18 protein-coding genes are annotated in these 21,810 nt (G+C 66.4%); 12 read left to right on the top strand and 6 right to left on the bottom strand.

Annotated elements, in window-relative coordinates:
* Nucleotides 1-285 precede the first annotated feature (285 nt).
* Both C4K38_RS32590 and C4K38_RS18140 read right to left on the bottom strand, forming a co-directional pair.
* Entirely contained in the window at nt 286-480 is a 195-nt protein-coding gene (locus C4K38_RS32590) for a hypothetical protein (RefSeq protein ID WP_053279571.1), read from the bottom strand.
* Nucleotides 477-1,160 carry a Crp/Fnr family transcriptional regulator gene (locus tag C4K38_RS18140; RefSeq protein ID WP_053279570.1) on the bottom strand — a complete coding sequence of 228 codons (684 nt, stop codon included), beginning with the start codon at nt 1,158-1,160 and terminating at the stop codon, nt 477-479. The genes C4K38_RS32590 and C4K38_RS18140 overlap by 4 nt, the downstream gene beginning before the upstream one ends.
* A gap of 568 nt (nt 1,161-1,728) precedes the next feature.
* Here C4K38_RS18140 and C4K38_RS18135 point away from each other — a divergent pair.
* Both C4K38_RS18135 and C4K38_RS18130 read left to right on the top strand, forming a co-directional pair.
* Nucleotides 1,729-2,919, top strand: a complete 1,191-nt coding sequence (locus C4K38_RS18135) for an NnrS family protein (RefSeq protein WP_053279568.1) — start codon at nt 1,729-1,731, stop codon at nt 2,917-2,919.
* Nucleotides 2,920-2,948: 29 nt separating this feature from the next.
* The gene (locus C4K38_RS18130) at nt 2,949-3,389 is read left to right on the top strand and encodes a CopD family copper resistance protein (RefSeq protein WP_053279567.1); all 441 of its coding nucleotides are present in this window, start codon (nt 2,949-2,951) and stop codon (nt 3,387-3,389) included.
* A 41-nt stretch (nt 3,390-3,430) separates the two neighbouring features.
* Here C4K38_RS18130 and ytfE read toward each other — a convergent pair whose 3' ends face one another.
* Nucleotides 3,431-4,147, bottom strand: a complete 717-nt coding sequence (ytfE, locus tag C4K38_RS18125; RefSeq protein ID WP_053279566.1) for an iron-sulfur cluster repair protein YtfE — start codon at nt 4,145-4,147, stop codon at nt 3,431-3,433.
* Nucleotides 4,148-4,297: 150 nt separating this feature from the next.
* Between ytfE and norR the strand changes: the two genes are divergently transcribed.
* The 7 genes from norR (at nt 4,298) to ubiT (ending at nt 11,414) form a co-directional block, all read left to right on the top strand.
* Entirely contained in the window at nt 4,298-5,824 is a 1,527-nt protein-coding gene (gene norR, locus C4K38_RS18120) for a nitric oxide reductase transcriptional regulator NorR (protein ID WP_053279624.1), read from the top strand.
* A gap of 563 nt (nt 5,825-6,387) precedes the next feature.
* Nucleotides 6,388-7,035 carry a pyridoxamine 5'-phosphate oxidase gene (pdxH, locus tag C4K38_RS18110; protein WP_053279565.1) on the top strand — a complete coding sequence of 216 codons (648 nt, stop codon included), beginning with the start codon at nt 6,388-6,390 and terminating at the stop codon, nt 7,033-7,035.
* 97 nt (nt 7,036-7,132) lie between these two features.
* Nucleotides 7,133-7,699: a molybdenum cofactor biosynthesis protein B gene (moaB, locus tag C4K38_RS18105; protein WP_053279564.1), complete on the top strand. Its 567-nt coding sequence runs from the start codon at nt 7,133-7,135 to the stop codon at nt 7,697-7,699.
* On the top strand, nt 7,696-8,931 hold the full coding sequence (locus tag C4K38_RS18100; RefSeq protein WP_053279563.1) for a molybdopterin molybdotransferase MoeA: 1,236 nt from the start codon (nt 7,696-7,698) through the stop codon (nt 8,929-8,931). The genes moaB and C4K38_RS18100 overlap by 4 nt, the downstream gene beginning before the upstream one ends.
* Before the next feature lie 110 nt (nt 8,932-9,041).
* Complete coding sequence (gene ubiU / locus C4K38_RS18095) at nt 9,042-10,037, top strand: ubiquinone anaerobic biosynthesis protein UbiU (protein WP_053279562.1); 996 nt, start codon at nt 9,042-9,044, stop codon at nt 10,035-10,037.
* A 10-nt stretch (nt 10,038-10,047) separates the two neighbouring features.
* A complete protein-coding gene (locus tag C4K38_RS18090; protein ID WP_053279561.1) occupies nt 10,048-10,938 on the top strand; it encodes a U32 family peptidase in 891 nt (296 codons plus the stop codon).
* Nucleotides 10,932-11,414 carry a ubiquinone anaerobic biosynthesis accessory factor UbiT gene (gene ubiT / locus C4K38_RS18085; RefSeq protein WP_053279560.1) on the top strand — a complete coding sequence of 161 codons (483 nt, stop codon included), beginning with the start codon at nt 10,932-10,934 and terminating at the stop codon, nt 11,412-11,414. The genes C4K38_RS18090 and ubiT overlap by 7 nt, the downstream gene beginning before the upstream one ends.
* 301 nt (nt 11,415-11,715) lie before the next feature.
* Here ubiT and C4K38_RS18080 read toward each other — a convergent pair whose 3' ends face one another.
* The 3 genes from C4K38_RS18080 to C4K38_RS18070 form a co-directional block, all read right to left on the bottom strand.
* Complete coding sequence (locus C4K38_RS18080) at nt 11,716-12,393, bottom strand: Crp/Fnr family transcriptional regulator (RefSeq protein WP_053279559.1); 678 nt, start codon at nt 12,391-12,393, stop codon at nt 11,716-11,718.
* Nucleotides 12,394-12,502: 109 nt separating this feature from the next.
* Nucleotides 12,503-13,150, bottom strand: coding sequence for a two-component system response regulator NarL (gene narL, locus C4K38_RS18075; RefSeq protein ID WP_053279558.1), 648 nt, complete (start codon nt 13,148-13,150; stop codon nt 12,503-12,505).
* Nucleotides 13,147-14,961 (bottom strand): HAMP domain-containing protein, encoded by a 1,815-nt coding sequence (locus tag C4K38_RS18070; RefSeq protein WP_053279557.1) that lies wholly within the window; start codon nt 14,959-14,961, stop codon nt 13,147-13,149. Before C4K38_RS18070 ends, narL begins: the two co-directional genes overlap by 4 nt.
* A 328-nt stretch (nt 14,962-15,289) precedes the next feature.
* Here C4K38_RS18070 and C4K38_RS18065 point away from each other — a divergent pair, with 328 nt between their 5' ends.
* The 3 genes from C4K38_RS18065 to C4K38_RS18055 all read left to right on the top strand — a co-directional run bounded on the left by C4K38_RS18065 (nt 15,290) and on the right by C4K38_RS18055 (nt 21,804).
* Complete coding sequence (locus C4K38_RS18065) at nt 15,290-16,585, top strand: MFS transporter (RefSeq protein ID WP_053279556.1); 1,296 nt, start codon at nt 15,290-15,292, stop codon at nt 16,583-16,585.
* Nucleotides 16,572-17,969, top strand: coding sequence for a NarK family nitrate/nitrite MFS transporter (locus C4K38_RS18060; protein WP_053279555.1), 1,398 nt, complete (start codon nt 16,572-16,574; stop codon nt 17,967-17,969). Before C4K38_RS18065 ends, C4K38_RS18060 begins: the two co-directional genes overlap by 14 nt.
* Before the next feature lie 67 nt (nt 17,970-18,036).
* Nucleotides 18,037-21,804 carry a nitrate reductase subunit alpha gene (locus tag C4K38_RS18055; protein ID WP_053279554.1) on the top strand — a complete coding sequence of 1,256 codons (3,768 nt, stop codon included), beginning with the start codon at nt 18,037-18,039 and terminating at the stop codon, nt 21,802-21,804.
* Nucleotides 21,805-21,810: the final 6 nt, after the last annotated feature.

Here is a 21,810-nt window from a genome sequence, read left to right as displayed (position 1 = left end):
GGCGAGGGGGAAGGGTTCAATGTTCCAGGCAAACCTGGTGTGCAGGCCTTGCGAGGACTGCGTCGGAATGCCGCCCACCAGACGATGCGTTGTTTCAGGTAGATCCAGTGCACAGGCCTTGCGAGGACTGCGTCCTCGATCGCAGCCTCGCTGCGCTCGACAGCGGCTACACGTAGAGACCAGAACCATGCGCGGTCTTGTAGCCGCTGCCGAGCCTGCGAGGCTGCGATCGGGCGCGTAGCGGCCGCAAAACGGGCAACGCGTTGTTCCAGGCAAAAGCGTCCGCTAGGAGCGTGGCAACCAGAAAAACATCGCCACACAGAAAACTGTCAGGCCGATGCAGAACCACCCGAAGCGCCGCAACCGACGTTGTTCGGCGTGCGCCGCGGTGGCCGGCAGGGGCATGCCGCAGTGGCGGCAGGAGCTTTGCCGGGGCGGGTTGGACTGTTGGCAATACAGGCAGACCGGCCCGGCGCTCATTCGAATTGCTCCAGGCGCGGACGGTCGAGAATGACGATCTGGCGGCCGTCCTGGCTGATGATCTTTTCATCGATCAGGCGGCGGATGATCCGCGAGAAAGTCTCCGGCTGGATCGCCAGGTGGCCGGCGATCAGCTGCTTGGCCATCGGCAGTTCGAACCGGCGCTCCACCGGTTGCAACTGCATCAACTGCGTCAGCAGATACCGCACCACCCTGTGGGTGGCGTTCTTCAGCGACAGGGTTTCGATCTCGTTGACCCGCTGGTGCAAGCGCATGCAGAGCTTGCCGAGCAGGGCGAAGGTCAGGCGGCTGTTGCTTTGCAGCAGGCGCAGGTAGGTGTCGTTGGACAGCCGATAGAGCTGGGTCGGGCCTATGGCTTCGGCCGAGGCCACATAGTCCGGCGTGTCCATCAGCATCATGGCCTCGGCGAAGGTCTGCCGTGGGCCTATGACTTCGAACACTTTCTCCTGCCCGTCCGGTGTCAGGCGGTAGACCTTCACCGCGCCGGCGATCACGAAATAGAAGGCCTCGGCCGGCTCGCCCTGGCGGAACAGCGGGTCGCCCTTGTCGATGCTGAGCAACTGGCTGGCCGCCATCAGCTCGTCCAGCTGTTCCTCGTTCAGGGGCTCGAACAGGTGATGGCTGCGCAGGATCTGGTGATGCACGCGATGAAGCACCATGAATATTCATCCTTATGGTTTGGGGAGGAGGGCGGCTGTCAGACAAGGTCCAGGGCGACACGGCTGGCGAGGGCGAGAATCGCGCCCAGGACGACAAACCACGTCAGTGGCTGGATGGCTTTTTTCAGGGCAGCTCCGGCGGTATTCATGATGGCTCCGGTAATTCGGGAGGGATGGGGATGATCCGTGTTCAGCAAGACCCGGGCCAGGCGCCAGGCCCCCTGTATTCGGGGGATTTCCAACGGCGTGGTCAAAAAGACCTGGCGATTTAGGGTGTAAATGACTAGCGAATAGTCAATTTGACCCTCTCGCTGGAAGGCGAACCCCAACGCCGTCCTGGCCGAACCCCCGGCCCGCCGGCTTGTGGCCGCTCCAGGCTGCGATCGGGCACCGGGGCACGGCCCTTGCACTGCCAGAAAGGACGGCGGGCACAACAGCCTGCCGCATCCCGGGCAAGCTTGATTTGCGACAACGGCAAGGGCGCGCCAATGGCCGATGATGGCCGGGGATTTCATTCGCCGCGTGTCGACCGTCGCCGGGTCGGGCGCTGGGTAAAGGAGTGGGCTTGATGCAAGTACTTGACCGTCGTGCAGCGATGGCGATCGTGCCGCTGTTACGCCTGGCCTTCCGGCCGTTTTTTCTCGCCGGATGTGTCCTGGCGCTGTTGGTGGTGCCGCTGTGGCTGACGGCGCTACAGGGTGCCCTGGGCGACTGGCAACCGGCGGGGGGCTGGCTGGGCTGGCACCGCCACGAACTGCTGTTCGGCTTTGGCCTGGCGATCATCGCCGGCTTCCTGCTGACCGCGGCGCAGACCTGGACCGGCCAGCCGGGCCTGAGCGGCAAGCCGCTGGCGGCCCTGGCCTTGCTCTGGCTGGCCGCGCGCCTGGCCTGGCTGGGCAGCGTGCCCTGGCCGCTGCTGGCCGTGCTGGAGCTGGGGTTTCCCCTGGCGCTGGCCGGGTTGATGGGGCGCATGTTGTGGAAGGTGAGGCAGCAGCGTAATTACCCGATTGTCCTGGTGCTGCTGTTGCTGGCCGCGGCCGACGGCCTGTCGGTGGCTGGCCTGCTGCAAGGCCATGAAGGCTGGCAGCGCCAGGGCGTGTTGAGCGGCCTGTGGCTGGTGGCGGCGATGATGAGCCTGATCGGCGGGCGGGTGATTCCGTTTTTCACCCAGCGCGGCCTCGGTCGGGTCGCGGCCGTGGCGCCTTGGCCGTGGCTCGATTATCTGGTGTTGGTGGGGGCGGCGCTGGTGGCGCTGCTGTATGCCGCCGGGCCGGCGCTGGTGGCCAATACCTGGGTCGGCGCGCTGTTCCTGCTGCTGGCGGCCGCGCATCTGCTGCGGTTGTGGCGCTGGCAGGATCGCGGGCTGTGGCGGGTGCCGCTGCTGTGGTCGCTGCACCTGGCCTACGGCTGGCTGGCGCTGGCGTGCCTGGGCATGGCGCTGTGGCATTTCGGCGCGCCGCTGAACCCCAGCCTGGCCCTGCATGGCCTGACCATCGGCGCCATGGCCGGGCTGATCCTGGCGATGATCGCCCGGGTCAGCCTGGGCCACACCGGGCGGCCGCTGGAGCCGCCGGCCGGCATGACCCTGGCGTTCATCCTGCTCAATCTGGCCTGCCTCAGCCGGGTGCTGCTGGTGCTCTGGCTGCCGGTGGCGGCGTTGTGGCTGGCGGGCCTGTGCTGGGCCCTGGCCTTTGCCCTGTACGTCTGGCGCTACGGGCCGATGCTGCTGCGGGCACGGGTCGACGGGCATCCGGGCTGAGCCCTGAATGCGGAGCAAGGAGAAGGGCAATGCTTTATCCCTGGTTAGTGGTCACGCATTTGCTGGCGGCCATCGCTTTTATCGGCACGCTGTTCTTCGAGGTGTGCATCTGGCACAGCGCGCGCCGGCAACTGGCGAGCGACGCCCAGGTGGCGGCGGACCAGGCCATCGCGGTGCGTTCGCGCAAGGTCCTGCATGGCGTGGTGCTGCTGTTGTACGGCGCCGGTATCGGCCTGGCCTGGCAGCATCGCGGCGTCTTGAGCCAGCCCCTGGGCAGCAGTTTCGCCAGCCTGTTGAGCCTGAAGATCATGCTGGCCCTGAGCATCATCGGCCATTACCTGTTGCTGGCGTACTGGCTCAAGACCGCGCGGTTGAGCGCCGGCCGCGCCTGCTGGATCCGCCGCAGCGTGCTGGGGCACATGCTGCTGATCGTGGTCCTGGCCAAGGCGATGTTCTATTGGCACGGCTGAATGAGCGTGCCAGCCACAGGGCCGGCACGGGAGGGCAGGGATCAAGCATTCAGGGCGTTGACGAACAGCACGTTGTTTTCCAGGTGGATGTGCTGCATCAGGTCGTCGCGAAATTCACTCAGCCCGCGGTACAGCGCGCGCCAGGTGTTGCAGGCGTCGGCGGGTGGGGTGATGTGGTCGGTCAGCACCAGCAGCTTCTCCAGGGCCTCGCCATGCTGATCGTGCTCCAGGCGCAGCACATGGATCGGCGGCGCCGCCCGGCGGCCCAGGCCCTGTTGCAGCATCGGGAACAGCACCTGTTCTTCCTTGAGCATGTGGCCTTCGAGTTCCTGCTGCATGTCCCGCAGGTGGTCGGCCAGGCCGTTGGGGCAGGTGTTGCGGGCGCTATGCACCTGCTCCACGCGGCAGGCCAGGCGGATCAGTTCCGGCAGCTGTTCGCGGTGGCGGGCGTGGTAGCGGGTGAGGATATGGGCGATCAGTTGCTCGCTCGGTTCGTCGCGCCAGTCGTGCTGCCGGGCGGCGCTGTCTTGCAGCAGGTGCAGGGCCTCGGCGATCTGCACCGGGTCGAGGCCTTTGCCGAGGGCGGCGTCGCGCAGGGTTTTCTGTCCGCCGCAGCAGAAGTCCAGGTTGAACTCATGAAACACCCGGCTGGCGCCGGGGATGTCGCAGGCCAGTTGGCCGAGGCTTTGCTCCAGGAGGTTGTGCTTCGAAGCGTCTGGTTGGGAAAGACCGGGTCGTTCCAGCAGTGTCGGGTTCATCAGGGTTTTCCTTATTGGAGTGGTTCCCCTGAGTCGTTGCATCCGCCATGCCAGCTGTAACTTTTTGAAAATAATGGATTAATTTTTTGTCGTGGTGCGGATGACCCCGAAGCTTCGGGGTTGAAACCACCAGAAAGGGTGATGACTACCATGTTGCGTGAAAGTCTGGCGGCCGACCTGATTGTCGAGTTGCCCAATGCCGTGCGTTTGCAGCGTCTGGTGCAGACCCTGCGGGAATACTTCAAGGCCGGGGCCGTGGGCCTGCTGCGCCTGGACGACGACAGCCTGCGGCCGCTGGCCACCGTCGGCCTGGTGCATGAAGCCCTCGGGCGACGTTTCGTGATCGCCCAGCACCCGCGCCTGGCGGCGATCATGGCGTCCCGCGAGCCCACCTGGTTCGAGCCCGACAGCCGCCTGCCGGACCCCTATGACGGGCTGCTCGACCACCCGGACAACGGGCCGCTGGCGGTGCACGACTGCATGGGTGTGAGCCTGTATGTGGAAGGGCGGGTCTGGGGCGCCATTACCCTCGACGCGCTGCGCCCCGGGACTTTCGACCGCCAGGCCCGGGACGAGCTCAAGCGCTGCAGCCTGCAGATCGAGGCGGCGCTGCGGGTCACCCGCCTGGAGCAGGAAAACCGCAGCCTGCGCCTGTCCCGCAGCGAGCCGCAGGATGCGCGCGGGCCGGTGGAGGAGGGCGAGATCCTCGGCCAGAGCGAAGTCCTGCACCAGTTGCTCAACGAACTGGATGTGCTCGCCGACTCCGAATTGCCGGTGTTGCTGCTGGGGGAGACCGGGGTTGGCAAGGAGCTGTTCGCCCGCCGCCTGCATCGCCTGTCCCGGCGTGCCCACAAGCCGCTGGTGCAGGTCAACTGCGCGGCGCTGCCGGAGTCCCTGGCCGAGAGCGAGCTGTTCGGTCACGTCAAGGGCGCCTTTTCCGGCGCCACCAGCGACCGCGCCGGACGCTTCGACGCGGCCAACGGCGGCACGCTGTTTCTCGACGAGGTCGGCGAGCTGCCGTTGAGCGTGCAGGCCAAGTTGCTGCGCACCCTGCAGAACGGCGAGATCCAGCGCCTGGGGGCGGACAAGCCGCTGCATGTGGATGTGCGCATCATCGCCGCGACCAACCGCCACCTGCCGGACAGCATCAGCGAGGGGCTGTTCCGCGCCGACCTGTACCACCGGCTTTCGGTGTACCCGGTGCCGATCCCGCCGCTGCGCGAACGCGGCCCGGATGTGTTGATGCTGGCCGGGCATTTCCTCGAACTCAACCGCAGCCGTCTCGGCCTGCGTGGCCTGCGCCTGTCGCCGGCGGCCGAACGGGCGCTGCTGGCTTACCCCTGGCCGGGCAATGTGCGGGAGCTGGAACACGTGATCAGCCGCGCCGGCCTCAAGCAGCTCAGCCGTGGCGGCAGCCGCAGCCTGATCCTGACCCTGGAGCCGGACGTGCTCGATCTCGACAGCTCGGTGAAGGGCGCGGAGCCGCTCGAACAGTCGCCGCAGGCGGCCGACGACGGGCCGTTCCAGCCCCTGAGCGAAGCCGTCGACGATTGCCAGCGGCAGAAGATCCACCAGGCCCTGAGCCGCTGCCGCAACAACTGGGTCCGCGCCGCCCGGCTGCTGGAGGTCGACCCGAGCAACCTGCACAAACTGGCCCGGCGCCTGCGGCTCAAATAGTGCATCGATACCTGCTTCTGTAGGAGCGAAGCTTGCTCGCGATGGTCGTCAACGATGGCGCGTATAACCTGACACCCTGCATCGTTCTCAGGTTCATCGCGAGCAAGCTTCGCTCCTACAGAGGCTCTAGACACCCCATGTTCCGTAGCCGCTGCCGAGCGCAGCGAGGCTGCGACCGGCTTGGGCGGCACTCCGACGCAGCAGCCGCCAATCGGGCGACGCGGTGTTTCAGGTAGATCCGTGCACTGGCCCGGCGAGGACTGCGTCCTCGATCGCAGCCTCGCTGCGCTCGGCAGCGGCTACAGATGTGTTGCGCTAGAGCAGCTGCTTCTGTAGGAGCGAAGCTTGCTCGCGATGGTCGTCAACGATAACGCGCATAACCTGGCACTCCGCGGCGTTCTCAGGTTTATCGCGAGCAAGCTTCGCTCCTACAGAAGAATGGCGGTGATCAATGGAGAACGGTGGTCAGGGGGAAGGCAATCGATGCTCGCCGTTGATGGCGATCAAGGTCATGCCAGGCGCCGCCTCGCAGACTGCGCAAAACCCCAACGGAGATCACCCTCATGCCCCTTTCCCTGGCCCAGATGCGCCGAAACTACTGCCGCGATGGCCTGTCCGACGAGGCCGCGCCGGACGATCCGCTGCCGCTGTTCCAGCAGTGGCTGCAACAGGCCCGCGACACCGAGCAGGCGCCGGTGGAGGCCAACAGCATGTGCCTGGCCACGGTCGACGAACAGGGCCAGCCCCATTGCCGGGTGCTGTTGCTCAAGGGCTTGAGCGCTGAGGGTTTTACCTTCTTCGGCAACTACCAGAGCGCCAAGGGCCTGGAGCTGGCGGCCAATCCCCGGGCCGCCATGACCTTCTTCTGGCCGGCCCTGGAGCGTCAGGTGCGGATCGAAGGGCAGGTCTCGCGGTTAGCGCCGCGGCTGTCGGATGTGTATTTCGATTCGCGCTCCCTGGCCAGTCGCCTTGGCGCCTGGGCGTCGCCGCAAAGCCAGCCCTTGGCCAACCGGCTGCAACTGGAATCCTTGCTGGCCACTACCACCAGCCGCTTCGACGGCCAGCCGCTGCCGCGCCCGGAACACTGGGGCGGCTACTGCCTGCGCCCGCAGCGCATGGAGTTCTGGCAGGGCCGTAGCGACCGCCTGCATGACCGCCTGGACTACCGCCTGCACGAAGGCATTTGGCGCCACGGCCGGCTGGCGCCCTGAGCGTTGTCGTCCCGTCGAGGTACCTCCTTGGAGGAATAGGTTCGTCGGCGGATTCGGTTCAGGCTGGGGCTAATCTCATTCACGGGAAGGCTTGGATATGGCCCATCTGGCGCAACGCACGTTTCACCCCCTGAACATCGCCGTGCTGACCATCAGCGACACGCGCACCCTGGACACCGACACCTCGGGCCAGACCCTCAGCGACCTGTTGCAGAGCGCCGGCCATGTGCTGATCGATCGCGGCCTGGTGCCGGACGACATCTACCAGATCCGCGCCCGCGTCTCGCAGTGGATCGCCGACCCCGAGGTGCAGGTGGTGCTGATGACCGGCGGCACCGGTTTCACCGCGCGGGACAACACGCCCCAGGCGGTGCTGCCGCTGCTGGACAAGCATGTGGAAGGTTTCGGCGAGCTGTTCCGTCAGGTGTCGGTGGAAGAAATCGGCATGTCCAGCCTGCAGTCGCGGGCCCTGGCCGGGGTCAGCAACGGCGTGCTGGTGGTGTGCGTGCCAGGCTCGCCGGGGGCCTGTCGCACCGCCTGGAACATGATCCTGCGCCCGCAGCTGGACAGCCGCACCGGCCCATGCAATTTCGCTCCCCATCTCAAGCCGCAGCCCCATCAGGAGCCGCAACAGCAGATCGAGGCCTGTGGGGTGCGGCCGTGACCGGCTGTGGCTGCGACAGCGGCCAACTGATCCCGGTGGACCAGGCCATCGCCCATCTGCTGGACCAGGTGCCGCCACCGCCCACGACCCAGAGCATCGCCCTGGAGCAAGCCCTGGGCCGGGTGCTGGCGGCGGACATCCATTCGCCGCTGAACCTGCCGGGCTGGGACAACAGCGCCATGGACGGCTACGCCTTGCGTGCCGCCGACCTGCCATCTACCGGTGGCCGCCTGACCCTGGGCGGGCGGATCGCCGCCGGGCAGGCGGCGGACACACCCCTGGCGGCGGGGCAGGCGGTGCGCATCTTCACCGGCGCGCCCTTGCCGCCGGGGGCCGATACGGTGGTGCCCCAGGAGAGTTGCCGGGTCGAGGACGGGCAGCTCTGCTTGCCGCCAGTGACTGTGGGCGATCACGTGCGCCAGCAGGGCGAGGAGGTGGGTCGCGGCGATCTGTTGCTCAAGGCCGGCAAGCGCCTGCGCGCCCAGGAACTGGGGTTGCTGGCCGCTGCCGGGATCGCCCGGGTCGAGGTCTATCGGCCGCTGCGCGTGTGCCTGCTGAGCAGCGGCGACGAGTTGCGCGAGCCCGGCCAGCCCCTGGCGCCGGGGCAGATCTATAACAGCAATCGTTACTGCCTGTCGGCGCTGCTGCGCGGCTGGGGCGTGGAGGTGCACGACTACGGGGTGATGGCCGATGAGCTGGCGGCCAGCCGGCATGCCTTGAGTTTGGCCTCGTCGGAGTGCGACCTGCTGCTGACTTCGGGCGGGGTTTCGGTCGGCGAGGAAGACCATCTCAAACAGGCCATCGAGGAGCTGGGCAACGTGGATTTCTGGCGCCTGGCGATCCAGCCGGGCAAGCCCCTGGCCTTTGGCGAAGTGGCCGGCAAGCCGTGGATCGGCATGCCGGGCAACCCCTCGGCGGCGCTGGTGACCGCGCTGGTAGTAGTGCGCCCATTCCTGCTGCGGGCCCAGGGCGTGACGGATGTGTTGCCGCGGCCCATGGCGTTGCCCGCGGGTTTCGAGTGGTTGCAGCGCAACCGGCGCCGCCAGTATCTGCGGGCCCGTCTGGTGCCCGGCGAGGATGCCCAGGCCAGGGTGCAACTGCATCCCCAGCAAAGCTCGGCGATGCTCAGCGCCGCCTGTTGGGCCGATGGTCTGGCGCTGGTGGAGTGCGAGCGTCAGGTGCGCCTGGGCGACCCTGTGCCCTTCCTGTCGTTCGCCGAGCTGATGCAGTGACGGCAATTGATTGCGGTCAAGGCCGTGGCTGCCGGTCTGGCTAGACTGGCAGCGCATTTCCGATCGCAGCATACGCGTCGCCCCGGCGCGTTCTTTGATGAGGAACCCCCATGCAACTGGTCTGCCCCGCAGGCAACCTGCCTGCGCTCAAAGCGGCGGTGCGCCAAGGCGCCGATGCCGTCTACGTCGGCTTTCGCGACGACACCAACGCCCGGCATTTCGCCGGCCTGAACATGGACGACAAGCAGTTCGACGCGGCGGTCGCGCATATTCGCCAGCACCAACGCAAACTCTATGTGGCGGTCAACACCTACCCTCAGCCCCAGGGCTGGGCGCGCTGGCAACGGGCGGTGGACCGCGCCGCCGATCATGGGGTCGACGCGCTGATCGCCGCCGACCCCGGGGTCCTGGCCTATGCCAGCCAGCGTCATCCGCAATTGAACCTGCACCTGTCGGTGCAGGGCTCGGCGACCAATGCCAGCGCCCTGGCGTTCTACGCCCAGCACTACAACATCCGCCGCGCCGTGCTGCCGCGGGTGCTGTCCCTGGCCCAGGTGCGCCAGGTGGCGGCCAGCAGCAGGGTGCCGATCGAGGTGTTCGCCTTTGGCAGCCTGTGCATCATGGCCGAGGGGCGTTGCCACCTGTCTTCCTACATCACCGGCGAGTCGCCGAACCTGTGCGGCGTCTGCTCGCCGGCCAAGGCGGTGCGCTGGAGCGAGGACGCCGAAGGCTTGAGCGCGCGCCTCAGCGAAGTGCTGATCGACCGCTACACCGATAATGAAGCGGCCGGCTACCCGACCCTGTGCAAGGGGCGCTTCCTGGTCGAAGGCAGGCGCTTCCATGCCCTGGAGGAACCCACCAGTCTCGACACCCTGGACCTGCTGCCGGAGCTGGCGGCCATTGGCGTCGAGGCGGTGAAGATCGAGGGTCGCCAGCGCAGCCCGGCCTATGTCGAGCAGGTCACCCGGGTCTGGCGCGCGGCGCTGGATGCCCATCGCGCCGCGCCCGCCAGCTTCGCGGTCAAGGACCAGTGGCGTCTGGTGCTGGCCGCTCTGTCCGAGGGCAGCCAGACCACCCTGGGTGCCTACCATCGATCATGGCAATGAGGAATTCGCGATGAAGCTCAGCCTGGGCCCCGTCCTGTTCTACTGGGACAAGGAACAATTGGGGCGTTTCTATGCCGAGATGTCGGCCTTGCCCCTGGATGTGATTTACCTGGGGGAAACCGTGTGTTCGAAACGCCGGGCGCTGTCCCTGGACCAGTGGCTGGGCTTGGGGCGCGAGCTGCAGGGCTGTAGCCAGGCGCAGATCGTGCTGTCCAGCCTGACCCTGATCGAAGCCGCCTCGGAGCTGTCCAGCTTGAGGCGCCTGTGCGACAACGGCGAGCTGCTGGTGGAGGCCAACGACATGGGCGCGGTGCAGTTCCTCGCCGAGCGCAAGCTGCCGTTCGTGGGCGGTCCGGCCCTCAACCTGTACAACGGCCACGCCCTGGCCCAGTTGCAGGGGTGCGGGATGATCCGCTGGGTGCCGCCGGTGGAGTGTTCGGCGGCGTTGATCCGCGCGGTGCTGGATCAGCTGCGCGAGCTGGGCCAGGCGGTGCCCGAGGTCGAAGTCTTCGCCTATGGGCATCTGCCTCTGGCCTATTCCGCGCGCTGTTTCACCGCCCGGGCTCAGGACCGGCCCAAGGACGACTGCCAGTTCTGCTGCATCCAGTACCCCGACGGCCTGGCGCTGAGCAGCCAGGAAGGCCAGGCGCTGTTCACCCTCAATGGCATCCAGACCATGTCCGCCGAGGTCACCAATCTGTTGGCGGACTACGCCGGGCTGGTGGCCTGCGGCGCCGACCTGCTGCGCCTGAGCCCGCGGGCCCAGGGCATGGGCGAGGTGATCGAGGCCTATCAGCGGGTGCGCCAGGGCGCGACGCCACCGCTGTTCGTCGAGGGCTGCAACGGTTACTGGCATGGCCAGGCCGGCATGTTGCGCGTCGAGGAGGTGGGCCTGTGCTGAGTGGGAAATTCAAACACAAGGAATGGCTGCTGCGCGGCGCCGACCGGGTGCTGCCGCTGTTGCGGCGGGTGCCCTTCGGCGTGCAGCGCCTGGCCTTGCAGCAGGGGCTCAACCGCTGTCTGGCCGAGCCGTTGCGCGCCGGCGAATTCGACCTGCTGCGTCGGCGCTGGCTGTGCCTGCGCATTCCCGACCTGGGCCTGGCCTGGTACGTGACCCGCGACCGCGACGGCCTGCGCATCGCCGCGCGGGCCCGGGCCGACGTGACCATCAGCGGCAACTGGCGCGAGTTCCTGCTGCTGGCCAGCCGCCAGGAAGACCCTGACACCCTGTTCTTCCGCCGGCGCCTGGTGATCGAGGGCGATACCGAACTGGGCCTGACCCTGAAGAACCTGATCGACAGCCTCGACCCCGAGGTGTTGCCGGCCTGGCTGTGGCGCAATCTGGAGCGGGCGGGCAGGGGGCTGGCGATGGGTTGAGTCACGGGGCGCCGGGCAATGTCTTTTGCAGGCGCCGGCGATCGGGGTAACGCGGCGTGCCTGAGACGACGCCTCGCGAGCAAGCTTCGCTCCTACAGGTGTCCGGCCAGTCCTCGTTCGCAGCCTCGCTGCGCTGGGTAGCGACTACAAGACCGTGTGCGGCTCCGACTACCCCCTGTAGGAGCGAAGCTTGCTCGCGATGGTCGTCAACGATGACGCGCGCAGCCTGACACCCCGCATTGCCCTCAGGTTCATCGCGCGCAAGCTGCACTCCTACAGGGGCGGTGTTCACCGATTGGGGTCAGCCCTGGTAGGCGGCCAGTTGCTCGGCGCCGAGGATCAGGATAGTGCGCCGTTCCATGGCGATCAGGCCGCTGTCCACCAGGCGATGGAGGATGCGCGAGAAGGTCTCGGGCTGGATCCCCAGCTTTGAGGCCACCAAGCGTTTGGATACCTGCAACACCACTTCGCCGCTGAGCGGGTCGCGTTCCTGCAACAGAAAGTTGACCACCCGCCGGCTGGCGCTGCCCAGGGTCAGGGTGTCGATGTCCTTGAGGCGCTGGTGCAGGTGCACGCTCATGCTCGCCAGAATCGCCAGGCACACCTGGGGCTGGTCCTCCAGGGCGTGGCGGTAATGGTTGCCGTCGATGCTGATCAACACGCTGTCTTTCAACGCGGTGGCATTCACCGGGTAGAAGCGCGCCTGGCTGAACAGCAGGGCCTCGGCGAAGGTCTGCCCGGGCTGGATGATTTCCACCAGGTTCTCCTGGCCTTCGCCGCTGATGCGATACAGCTTGACCTGGCCGCTGACCAGCAGGAAAAAGCGCTTGGCCGGGTCGCCCTGGTGCATCAGGGTGCCGTGGCTGGCCAGGCGCCTGAGCATCGCCTGGGCACAGACTTCTTCGAAGACCGGCTCCGGCAATTGGCTGAACAGATGATGGCGTCGCAGGAACAGCACGATGGAAGGGTGGGTCAGCATGGGTACCTCCGCTGCCGGCCATGGTAGAGCGCGGGGCTGCCATGGCCTATGCCTCCGCCGGCCTACCTCGAAAGGGGGGGAAGAGGCAGGAACAGCGGCGGAGTGTTGCTCAGCCGGCGTTGCGCAGGTGCTCCATGGCCCACACCGCGGCCTCGACCCGCGAGCGCAGGCCGAGCTTGTGCAGCAGGTTCTTCACATGGACCTTGACCGTGCCTTCGGTGATGCCCAGCTTGTGGCCGATGACCTTGTTGCTGTAGCCGCTGGCGATGGTCTTGAGCACCTGGCGCTCGCGTTCGGTCAGCTCGACCTCCGGCTGGCGCGGCGGTGAACGCAGGGCCTGGGCCATGACCCGGGTCAGCCCCGGGCTGATCACCAGGGCGCCGTTCAGGGCATCGCGCAGGTACTGGATCAGCAGCTCGGGCTCCATGTCCTTGAGCAGGTAGCCGTCGGCGTCCAGGCGCAGGGCGTCGCGAATGTCGTCCTCGGCGTCGGACACGGTGAACAGCAACACCTTGCCGCGGTAGTCCATGGTCCGCAGGCGGCGCAGGGTCTCGATGCCGTTGAGTTGCGGCATGTTGTTGTCGAGCAGCACCAGGTCGGGCTGCAAGGGCTCGATCAGGCTCAGGGCTTCTTCGCCGTGGCTGGCCTCGCCGACGATCTGCAGGTCGTCTTCCAGTTCGAGCATCTGGCGGATGCCGCGACGCATCATCGGATGGTCGTCGACCAGCAGGATCCGGTAGGTGGGGGATGGGTTCATGCGGCGCTACCTTCTGTGGGGACTCCGAGAAACTCCGGACGGAATTCCATCTGCACCAGGGTGCCCTGGGGCGTCCTGGAAAAAATCTGCAACTGGCCATGCAGGCTGCGCGCCCGCTCATCCATGATGTTCAGGCCGTGGTGTTCGCGTTGATTGCCGCTGTTGTCGTGGTCACTGCTGAAGCCACGACCATCGTCCTCGATCGACAGGCGCAGGGTTTCGCCGTGCTGGCGCAGCTGCAGCCAGACATTCTCCGCGTGGGCGTGGCGCAGGCAGTTGGAGAGCGCCTCACGGGTGATCTGCAACAGGTGGATCTGCTCGCTGGCCGACAGCTCGAAGGCCAGGCTGTCGAGCTGCAGGTGCACCTGGAAGTCGCCGCGACGGGAGAACTCCTCGGTGGTCGCTTCCAGCTCGCGCACCAGCCCGGCATCGTGGATCTGCAGGCGAAAGGTGGTCAGCAGTTCGCGCAGTTGGCGGTAGGCATTGTTCACCCCTTCGCGCAGTTCGGCGGTGACGTTCTCCAGGGTGCTCACCGGTTCGCCACGGCGCATCAGGGTTTGCATGCGGCTGACCTGCAGCTTCATGTAGGACAGGGCCTGGGCCAGGGAGTCGTGGAGCTCGCGGGCGATGATCGCGCGCTCTTCGAACAGCAGCAGGCGATGGTCCTGTTCGCGCTGGCGCTTGAGCGACAGCGAGGTGCCGATCAGGTTGGCCAGGGCCTGGATCAGTTCGGTTTCCCAGGCTTGCGGGGCATGGCCATCGAGGAAGTGCGCCTTGAGTTCGCCCAGTTCGCTGCCCTGGTTGCTGATGCTGAAACGCTGCCGGCTGATCTGCTGGTGGCGCTGGCAGGTGGCGCAATCGCTGACCGCGCAGACGTCCCGGCTGCTGGCGCCATGCAGGGCGATCAGTTGCTGCGCCGGGGCCTGCAACTGGCCTTGCAGGCACAGCGACAGGCGCAGCCCTGGCAGGCGCTGCTGGAAGCGCCGGATCAGTTCGTCCAGGCCTTCGGCGTTGGCCAGCCGCGTGGCCAGGCTGCGGCTGCTCTGGTACAGCAGCTCGAGGGCGGCATTGGCCTGTTGCAGGTTGTGGGTCTTTTGCCGCACCAGGGTTTCCAGGGTGCGGTGGGATTGCTCGATGGTCTCGGCCATGGCGTTGAAGCTGGTGGCCAGTTGGCCCAGCTCGTCCCGGGACTGGTGGTTGACCCGCACCTGGAACTCGCCGCGACGAAAACCCTGGGTGGCTTCCACCAGTTCCTGCAAGGGCGTGACCACGCTGTATTGCAGCTCGTACAGGCCCAGCAGCAGGACGAACAGGGTGGTGAACAACGCCGCGCCCTGGATCAGCTGTTGCCAGGTCTGCTTATGTTCGCTCTGGCGTTGCAGCAGGCTGACGAACTGGTTCAGCTGTTCGACGAAGGGCAGGGCCAGGGCCTGGAACGCCGCGGCGTCGTGCCGTTCCAGGGCCGGCTGCAATTGGTCGTTCCAGCGTTGCTGGATCTGCCGGTAGCTGCCCAGCAGGTCGGGGTCGGCGCCGTCTTCCAGCACCGCCCTGAGCGACTGGCTGTCGAGGCGCTGTTGCAGGCTCTGGCGGATGCGCTCGATGTCTTCGGCGCTGGCGCCCGCGGCCAGCTTCCAGCTCAGGTGGTAGGTCTCCATGCGCACCGAGCCCGCGGTATTGATGGCCGCCGCGTCGCCCTGGCTGAACCAGGCGATCAACCCGGCGCTCAGGGAGCTGGCCAGCGCCAGCACGGCGATCAGGATCACCGCCAGGCCGGCGCGGGCGGGCAGGGAACTGCGTAGCCAGCGGATCATGGGCGCGGGCCACAGCTGAGCATGCTGAGGATGAAAGAGAGGAGGGCAGGCATGGACGGCTCCAGGGGCGGCTGGCGATGGTTTTGCCGCCGGTCCCTGGCGCTCTACCTCTAAAGAGTTGTTGTCCATCGGATCCGTGCAGCCGCCTCGTGGAGCCAAGGCAAGAGCCTGATAAACAAAGGGTTCAGAGGTTTTTCGGCACTACCTCGTTGGAGGTAGGCGCCGCAAGCATAGGCCCACCAGGCCCCGGGCTTCCTTGATCCGGGTCAAGTTTTTACCGGGTTCGCCTCTCTAGTCTGCGGCCATGAATGACTGACGGGAGAGCGAGATGACCCAACCGCGTGTGCGACAAGGCCTGGTGCTGGGTATGAGTACGCTGGCCTTCACGGTGTGCTTCATGGTCTGGATGATGTTCGCGGTGCTCGGGGTGCCGATCAAGGAGCTGCTCCAGCTCAACGAAACCCAGTTCGGCCTGCTGGCCGCCACCCCGGTGCTCACCGGTTCGCTGGCGCGCCTGCCGCTGGGCCTGCTGACCGACCGCTTTGGCGGGCGCAGCGTGTTCTTCCTGCTGATGCTGTGCTGCGTGTTGCCGCTGTACCTGATCAGCCACGCCACGGCCTACTGGCAGTTCCTGGTCCTGGGCTTGTTCGTCGGCCTGGCCGGCGGTTCGTTTTCCGTGGGCATCGCCTACGTCGCCAAGTGGTTCGACCAGGACAACCAGGGTTTCGCCATGGGCGTCTTCGGCGCCGGTAACGCCGGCGCCGCGCTGACCAAGTTTCTTGCCCCGGCGCTGATCGCCGCTGGCAGCTGGCAGTTGGTGCCGAAAGCCTTCAGCGCCATCCTGTTCATCACCGCCTTGCTGTTCTGGTTTCTCAGCGCCGACAACAAGGCCCATCGCAGCGCTTCCGGCGCCACCCTGCGCGAGCAGTTGGGCGCGCTGAAGGACCCGGCGGTGTGGCGCTACTGCCAGTACTACTCGATCGTCTTCGGCGGCTACGTGGCCCTGGCGCTGTGGATGACCCAGTACTACGTGCAGGAATACGGTTTCAGCCTGCAGAGCGCGGCGCTGCTGGCGGCCTGTTTCTCCCTGCCGGGCGGCGTGCTGCGCGCCGTCGGCGGCTGGATGTCGGACCGCTGGGGCGCCCAGAGCGTGACCTGGTGGGTGCTCTGGGTCAGCTGGATCTGCCTGTTCCTGCTGTCCTACCCGCAGACCCAGCTGCAAGTGCACACCGTCGACGGCTCCCTGGATTTCCACATCGGCCTGAGCCCGGCGCTGTTCACCGTGCTGCTGTTCGTCATGGGCATCGCCTTCGCCTTCGGCAAGGCCTCGGTGTTCAAGTACATCGCCAACGACTACCCGCAAAACATGGGCGCGGTGTCCGGCATCGTCGGCTTGGCCGGCGGTCTGGGGGGCTTCGTCCTGCCCATCCTGTTCGGCGCCCTGGTGGACCTCACCGGCGTGCGCTCTTCCTGCTTCATGTTGATGTACGGCGTGGTCTGGGTGTCGCTCACCTGGATGTACCTCAGCGAAATCCGCAAGCGCCCGCTGCTGGGCAAACAGCCGCCGGCCACCTCGTCCCCGTTTTCCAGCATTGCCCAAGGAGAAGAACATGTCGGTTCTTAACAAGCCCGATTCAGGCCCGGTGATTCATGACTGGCGCCCGGAAGACCCCGCTTTCTGGGGGCGCAGCGGCAAGCAGACAGCGACCCGCAACCTGTGGATCTCGATTCCCGCGCTGCTGCTGGCCTTTGCCGTGTGGATGGTCTGGAGCACGGTGATCGTGCGCCTGAACGCCATCGGTTTCAGCTTCAGCACCGACCAGCTGTTCTGGCTGGCGGCGCTGCCGGGGCTGTCCGGCGCCACCTTGCGGGTGTTCTATTCGTTCATGGTGCCGATCTTCGGCGGCCGCCGCTGGACCGCCCTGAGCACCGCCTCGCTGTTGCTGCCGTCGCTGTGGATGGGCTTTGCCGTGCAGGACCCGAACACCCCCTACAGCGTGTTCGTGCTGATCGCGCTGCTCTGCGGTTTCGGCGGCGGCAACTTCGCCTCGAGCATGTCCAACATCAGCTTCTTCTACCCCAAGTCGCAGCAGGGCACGGCCCTGGGCCTGAATGCCGGGCTGGGCAACCTCGGGGTGTCGGTGATGCAGTTCTGCGTGCCGCTGGTGATCACCTTCGGCTTGTTCGGCTGGCTCGGCGGGCAACCCCAGGTGCTGGCCGACGGTAGCCAGCTGTGGCTGCAGAACGCCGGGTTCCTCTGGGTGCCGTTCATTATCGCGGTGACCCTGCTGGCCTGGTTCGGCATGAACGACCTGTCCAGCGCCAAGGCCTCGTTCAGCGAGCAGGCGGTGATCTTCAAGCGCAAGCACAACTGGCTGATGTGCTGGTTGTACCTGGCGACCTTCGGCTCGTTCATCGGTTTCTCGGCGGCCTTTCCGCTGCTGATCAAGACCGCGTTCCCGGAGGTGGTGGCGCTGAAATTCGCCTTCCTCGGCCCGCTGGTGGGCGCCCTGGTGCGGCCGCTGGGCGGCTGGCTGGCGGACAAGCTGGGCGGTGCCCGGGTCACCTTGTGGAACTTCGTGCTGATGATCCTGATGGTCTTCGGGGTCCTGCATTTTCTTCCCCACAACGGTACTGGCGGCAACTTCTACGGCTTCCTCGGCCTGTTCATGCTGCTGTTCATCACCACCGGCATCGGCAACGGCTCCACCTTCCGCATGATCCCGGTGATCTTCCGCACCCTGCACGAAAAGGCCGCCGCCGGGCAAAGCTCGGCGGTGCGCGAGCAGGCGCTGAAAAACGCCGGCAAGGAGTCGGCCGCGGTCCTCGGCTTCAGCTCGGCCATGGGCGCCTTCGGCGCGTTCTTCATCCCCAAATCCTTCGGCACTTCCATGGCCCAGACCGGCGGCCCGGAGATGGCCTTCTACATGTTCGTCGGCTTTTACCTGAGCTGCATTGTGGTGACCTGGTGGTGGTACGCGCGCAAAGGCGCGGCGACTCCCTGCTGACACGACCGAATCCAAACCTTGCCCGGCGGGGCGCAGAACCCCGCGGCAAGCCTGAGAGGAAAGCACCATGAGTCATTTGTTGGATCAACTGCGGTTCTTCAACCGCAAGCAAAGCGAGTTCGCCGACGGCCACGGGGAAACCCGCAAGGAGTCCCGCGACTGGGAGAACGTCTACCGCTCGCGCTGGCAGTACGACAAGATCGTGCGCTCCACCCACGGGGTGAACTGCACCGGTTCCTGCTCGTGGAAGATCTACGTGAAGAACGGCTTGATCACCTGGGAAACCCAGCAGACCGACTACCCGCGCACCCGCAACGACCTGCCCAACCACGAGCCGCGCGGCTGCCCGCGGGGCGCCAGCTACAGCTGGTACATCTACAGCGCCAACCGCCTGAAGTACCCGAAGATCCGCAAGCCGCTGCTCAAGCTGTGGCGCCAGGCGCGCCAGAGCCTGGCGCCGGTGGAAGCCTGGGCGAGCATTGTCGAGGACCCGGCCAAGGCCGAGTCGTACAAGAGCAAGCGCGGCATGGGCGGCTTCATTCGTTCCAGCTGGGAGGAAGTCAACGAAATCATCGCCGCGGCCAACGTCTACACCATCAAGCAATACGGCCCCGACCGGGTCGTCGGCTTCTCGCCGATCCCGGCCATGTCGATGGTCAGCTACGCCGCCGGCGCCCGCTACCTGTCGCTGATCGGCGGCGCCTGCCTGAGCTTCTACGACTGGTATTGCGACCTGCCACCGGCCTCGCCGATGGTCTGGGGCGAGCAGACCGACGTGCCGGAATCCGCCGACTGGTACAACTCCAACTACATCATCGCCTGGGGTTCCAACGTTCCGCAGACCCGTACCCCCGACGCGCACTTCTTCACCGAGGTGCGCTACAAGGGCACCAAGACCGTGGCCATCACCCCGGACTATTCGGAGGTGGCCAAGCTCACCGACCTCTGGCTCAACCCCAAGCAGGGCACCGACGCGGCGCTGGCCCAGGCCTTCAATCATGTGATCTTCAAGGAGTTCCACCTCGACCGGCCGAGCGCCTATTTCACCGAATACGCCAAGCGCTACACCGACCTGCCGGTGCTGGTGCTGCTCAAACCCATGCTCGGCACCGCGCCGGGGGCCGGCTACCAGCCGGACCGCTTCCTGCGCGCCTCGGACCTGGCCGGCAACCTCGGCCAGGACAACAACCCGGAATGGAAAACCATCGCCATCGACGCCAGTGGCGAGCTGGTGTCGCCCCAGGGCTCCATCGGCTATCGCTGGGGCGAGCAGGGCAAGTGGAACATCCTCGCCCGCGAAGGCGGCGAGGGCCGCGAGATCGACCTGAACCTGAGCCTGATCGGCGGCGATGTCGCCGAGGTGGCCTTTCCCTACTTCGCCGGCGAAACCCAGGAGCACTTCCAGCACGTGGCCGGCGATGCCGTGCAATACCGCCGCGTGCCGGTGCGCAGCCTGACCCTGGCCGACGGCAGCCAGGTCAAGGTCGCCACGGTGTTCGATCTGTCGGCGGCCAACCTGGCCATCGACCGTGGCCTGGGCGGCGCCAACCTGGCCAAGGACTACGACGACGCCAGCGTGCCCGGCACCCCGGCCTGGCAGGAGCAGATCACCGGCGTCAGCCGCGAGAAGGCGATCCAGATCGCCCGCGAGTTCGCCGACAACGCCGACAAGACCCGTGGCCGCTCGATGATCATCGTCGGCGCGGCGATGAACCACTGGTACCACATGGACATGAACTACCGCGGGCTGATCAACATGCTCATGCTCTGCGGTTGCGTCGGCCAGACCGGTGGCGGCTGGGCCCACTATGTCGGCCAGGAAAAACTCCGTCCGCAGTGCGGCTGGCTGCCCCTGGCCTTCGGCCTGGACTGGAGCCGTCCGCCACGGCAGATGAATGGCACCAGCTTCTTCTACGCCCACAGCTCGCAATGGCGCCACGAGAAGATGAGCATGCACGACGTGCTCTCGCCGCTGGCCGACAAGAGCCAGTTCCCCGAGCATGCCCTGGACTACAACATCCGCGCCGAACGCGCCGGCTGGCTGCCCAGCGCGCCGCAGCTCAACAGCAACCCGCTGCACATCTGCCGCGACGCCGCCGCGGCCGGCATGGCGCCCAAGGACTACGTGGTCAAGAGCATGCACGAAGGCAGTCTGCGTTTTGCCTGCGAACAGCCGGACAGCCCGCAGAACTTCCCGCGCAACATGTTCATCTGGCGTTCCAACCTGCTGGGTTCCTCGGGCAAGGGCCACGAGTACATGCTCAAGTACCTGCTCGGCACCCGTAACGGGGTGATGAACGAGGACATCGGCCAGGTCGGCGACTGCAAGCCGCAAGAGGCCGAATGGGTGGACCAGGGCGCCATCGGCAAGCTCGACCTGGTCACCACCCTGGACTTCCGCATGTCCTCGACCTGCGTCTACTCCGACATCGTCCTGCCGACCGCCACCTGGTACGAGAAGGACGACATGAACACCTCGGACATGCACCCCTTCATCCACCCGCTGTCGGCGGCCATCGATCCGGCCTGGGAATCCCGTTCCGACTGGGAGATCTACAAGGGCATTGCCAAGGCGTTCTCCAGCATGGCGGTGGGGCACCTCGGCGTGGAGCAGGACCTGGTCACCGTGCCGCTGCTGCATGACAGCGTCGGCGAGCTGGCCCAGCCGTTCGGCGGCACCGACTGGAAAACCGCGGGCGTGGCCCCGCAGCCGGGCAAGAACGCGCCGAACCTGCAAGTGGTGGAGCGCGACTACCCGAACATCTACAAGCAGTTCACCTCCCTCGGGCCGCTGCTGGAAAAACTCGGCAACGGCGGCAAGGGCATCAACTGGAACACCGACGAGGAGGTGAAATTCCTCGGCGAGCTGAATTACCGCGAGGGCGCGGCGGGCCTCAGCCAGGGCCGGCCGAAGATCGACACGGCGATCGACGCCGCCGAGGTGATCCTGTCCCTGGCCCCGGAAACCAACGGCCATGTGGCGGTCAAGGCCTGGGCCGCGCTGTCCGAGTTCACCGGCATCGACCACAGCCACCTGGCGCTGTCCAAGGCCCACGAGGCGATCCGCTTCCGCGATATCCAGGCGCAGCCGCGCAAGATCATTTCCAGCCCCACCTGGTCGGGCCTGGAGGACGATCACGTCAGCTACAACGCCGGCTACACCAACGTCCACGAGAACATCCCGTGGCGCACCATCACCGGCCGCCAGCAGTTCTACCAGGACCACCCGTGGATGCAGGCGTTCGGCGAACAGCTGATGAGCTACCGGCCGCCGGTCAACACCCGGACCATCGAGGCGGTGAAGGGCAAGCGCACCAACGGCCACCCGGAAATCGTCCTGAACTGGATCACCCCGCACCAGAAATGGGGCATCCACAGCACCTACAGCGACAACCTGCTGATGCTCACCCTGAGCCGCGGCGGGCCGATTGTCTGGCTCTCGGAAATCGACGCGCAACGCGCCGGCATCGAGGACAACGACTGGATCGAATGCTTCAACGCCAACGGCGCGGCGACTGCCCGGGCGGTGGTCAGCCAGCGGGTCAAGGAGGGCATGGTGATGATGTACCACGCCCAGGAACGGATCGTGAACGTGCCCGGTTCCGAGACCACCAAGACTCGCGGCGGCCACCACAACTCGGTGACCCGGGTGGTGCTCAAGCCGACCCACATGATCGGCGGCTATGCCCAGCAGGCCTACGGTTTCAACTATTACGGCACGGTCGGTTGCAACCGCGACGAATTCGTCGTGGTGCGCAAGATGGCCCGCGTCGACTGGCTCGATGGCTCGGACGGCGATGAGCTGCCACGCCCCCTGCCGACCGAGATGGATTGAGGAGTT

The organism is Pseudomonas chlororaphis subsp. piscium (assembly GCF_003850345.1).
Lineage (GTDB): Bacteria > Pseudomonadota > Gammaproteobacteria > Pseudomonadales > Pseudomonadaceae > Aquipseudomonas > Aquipseudomonas piscium.
The sequence above is the reverse complement of the archived record's forward strand: the minus strand, read 5'-3'. Positions and strand labels throughout refer to the sequence as shown.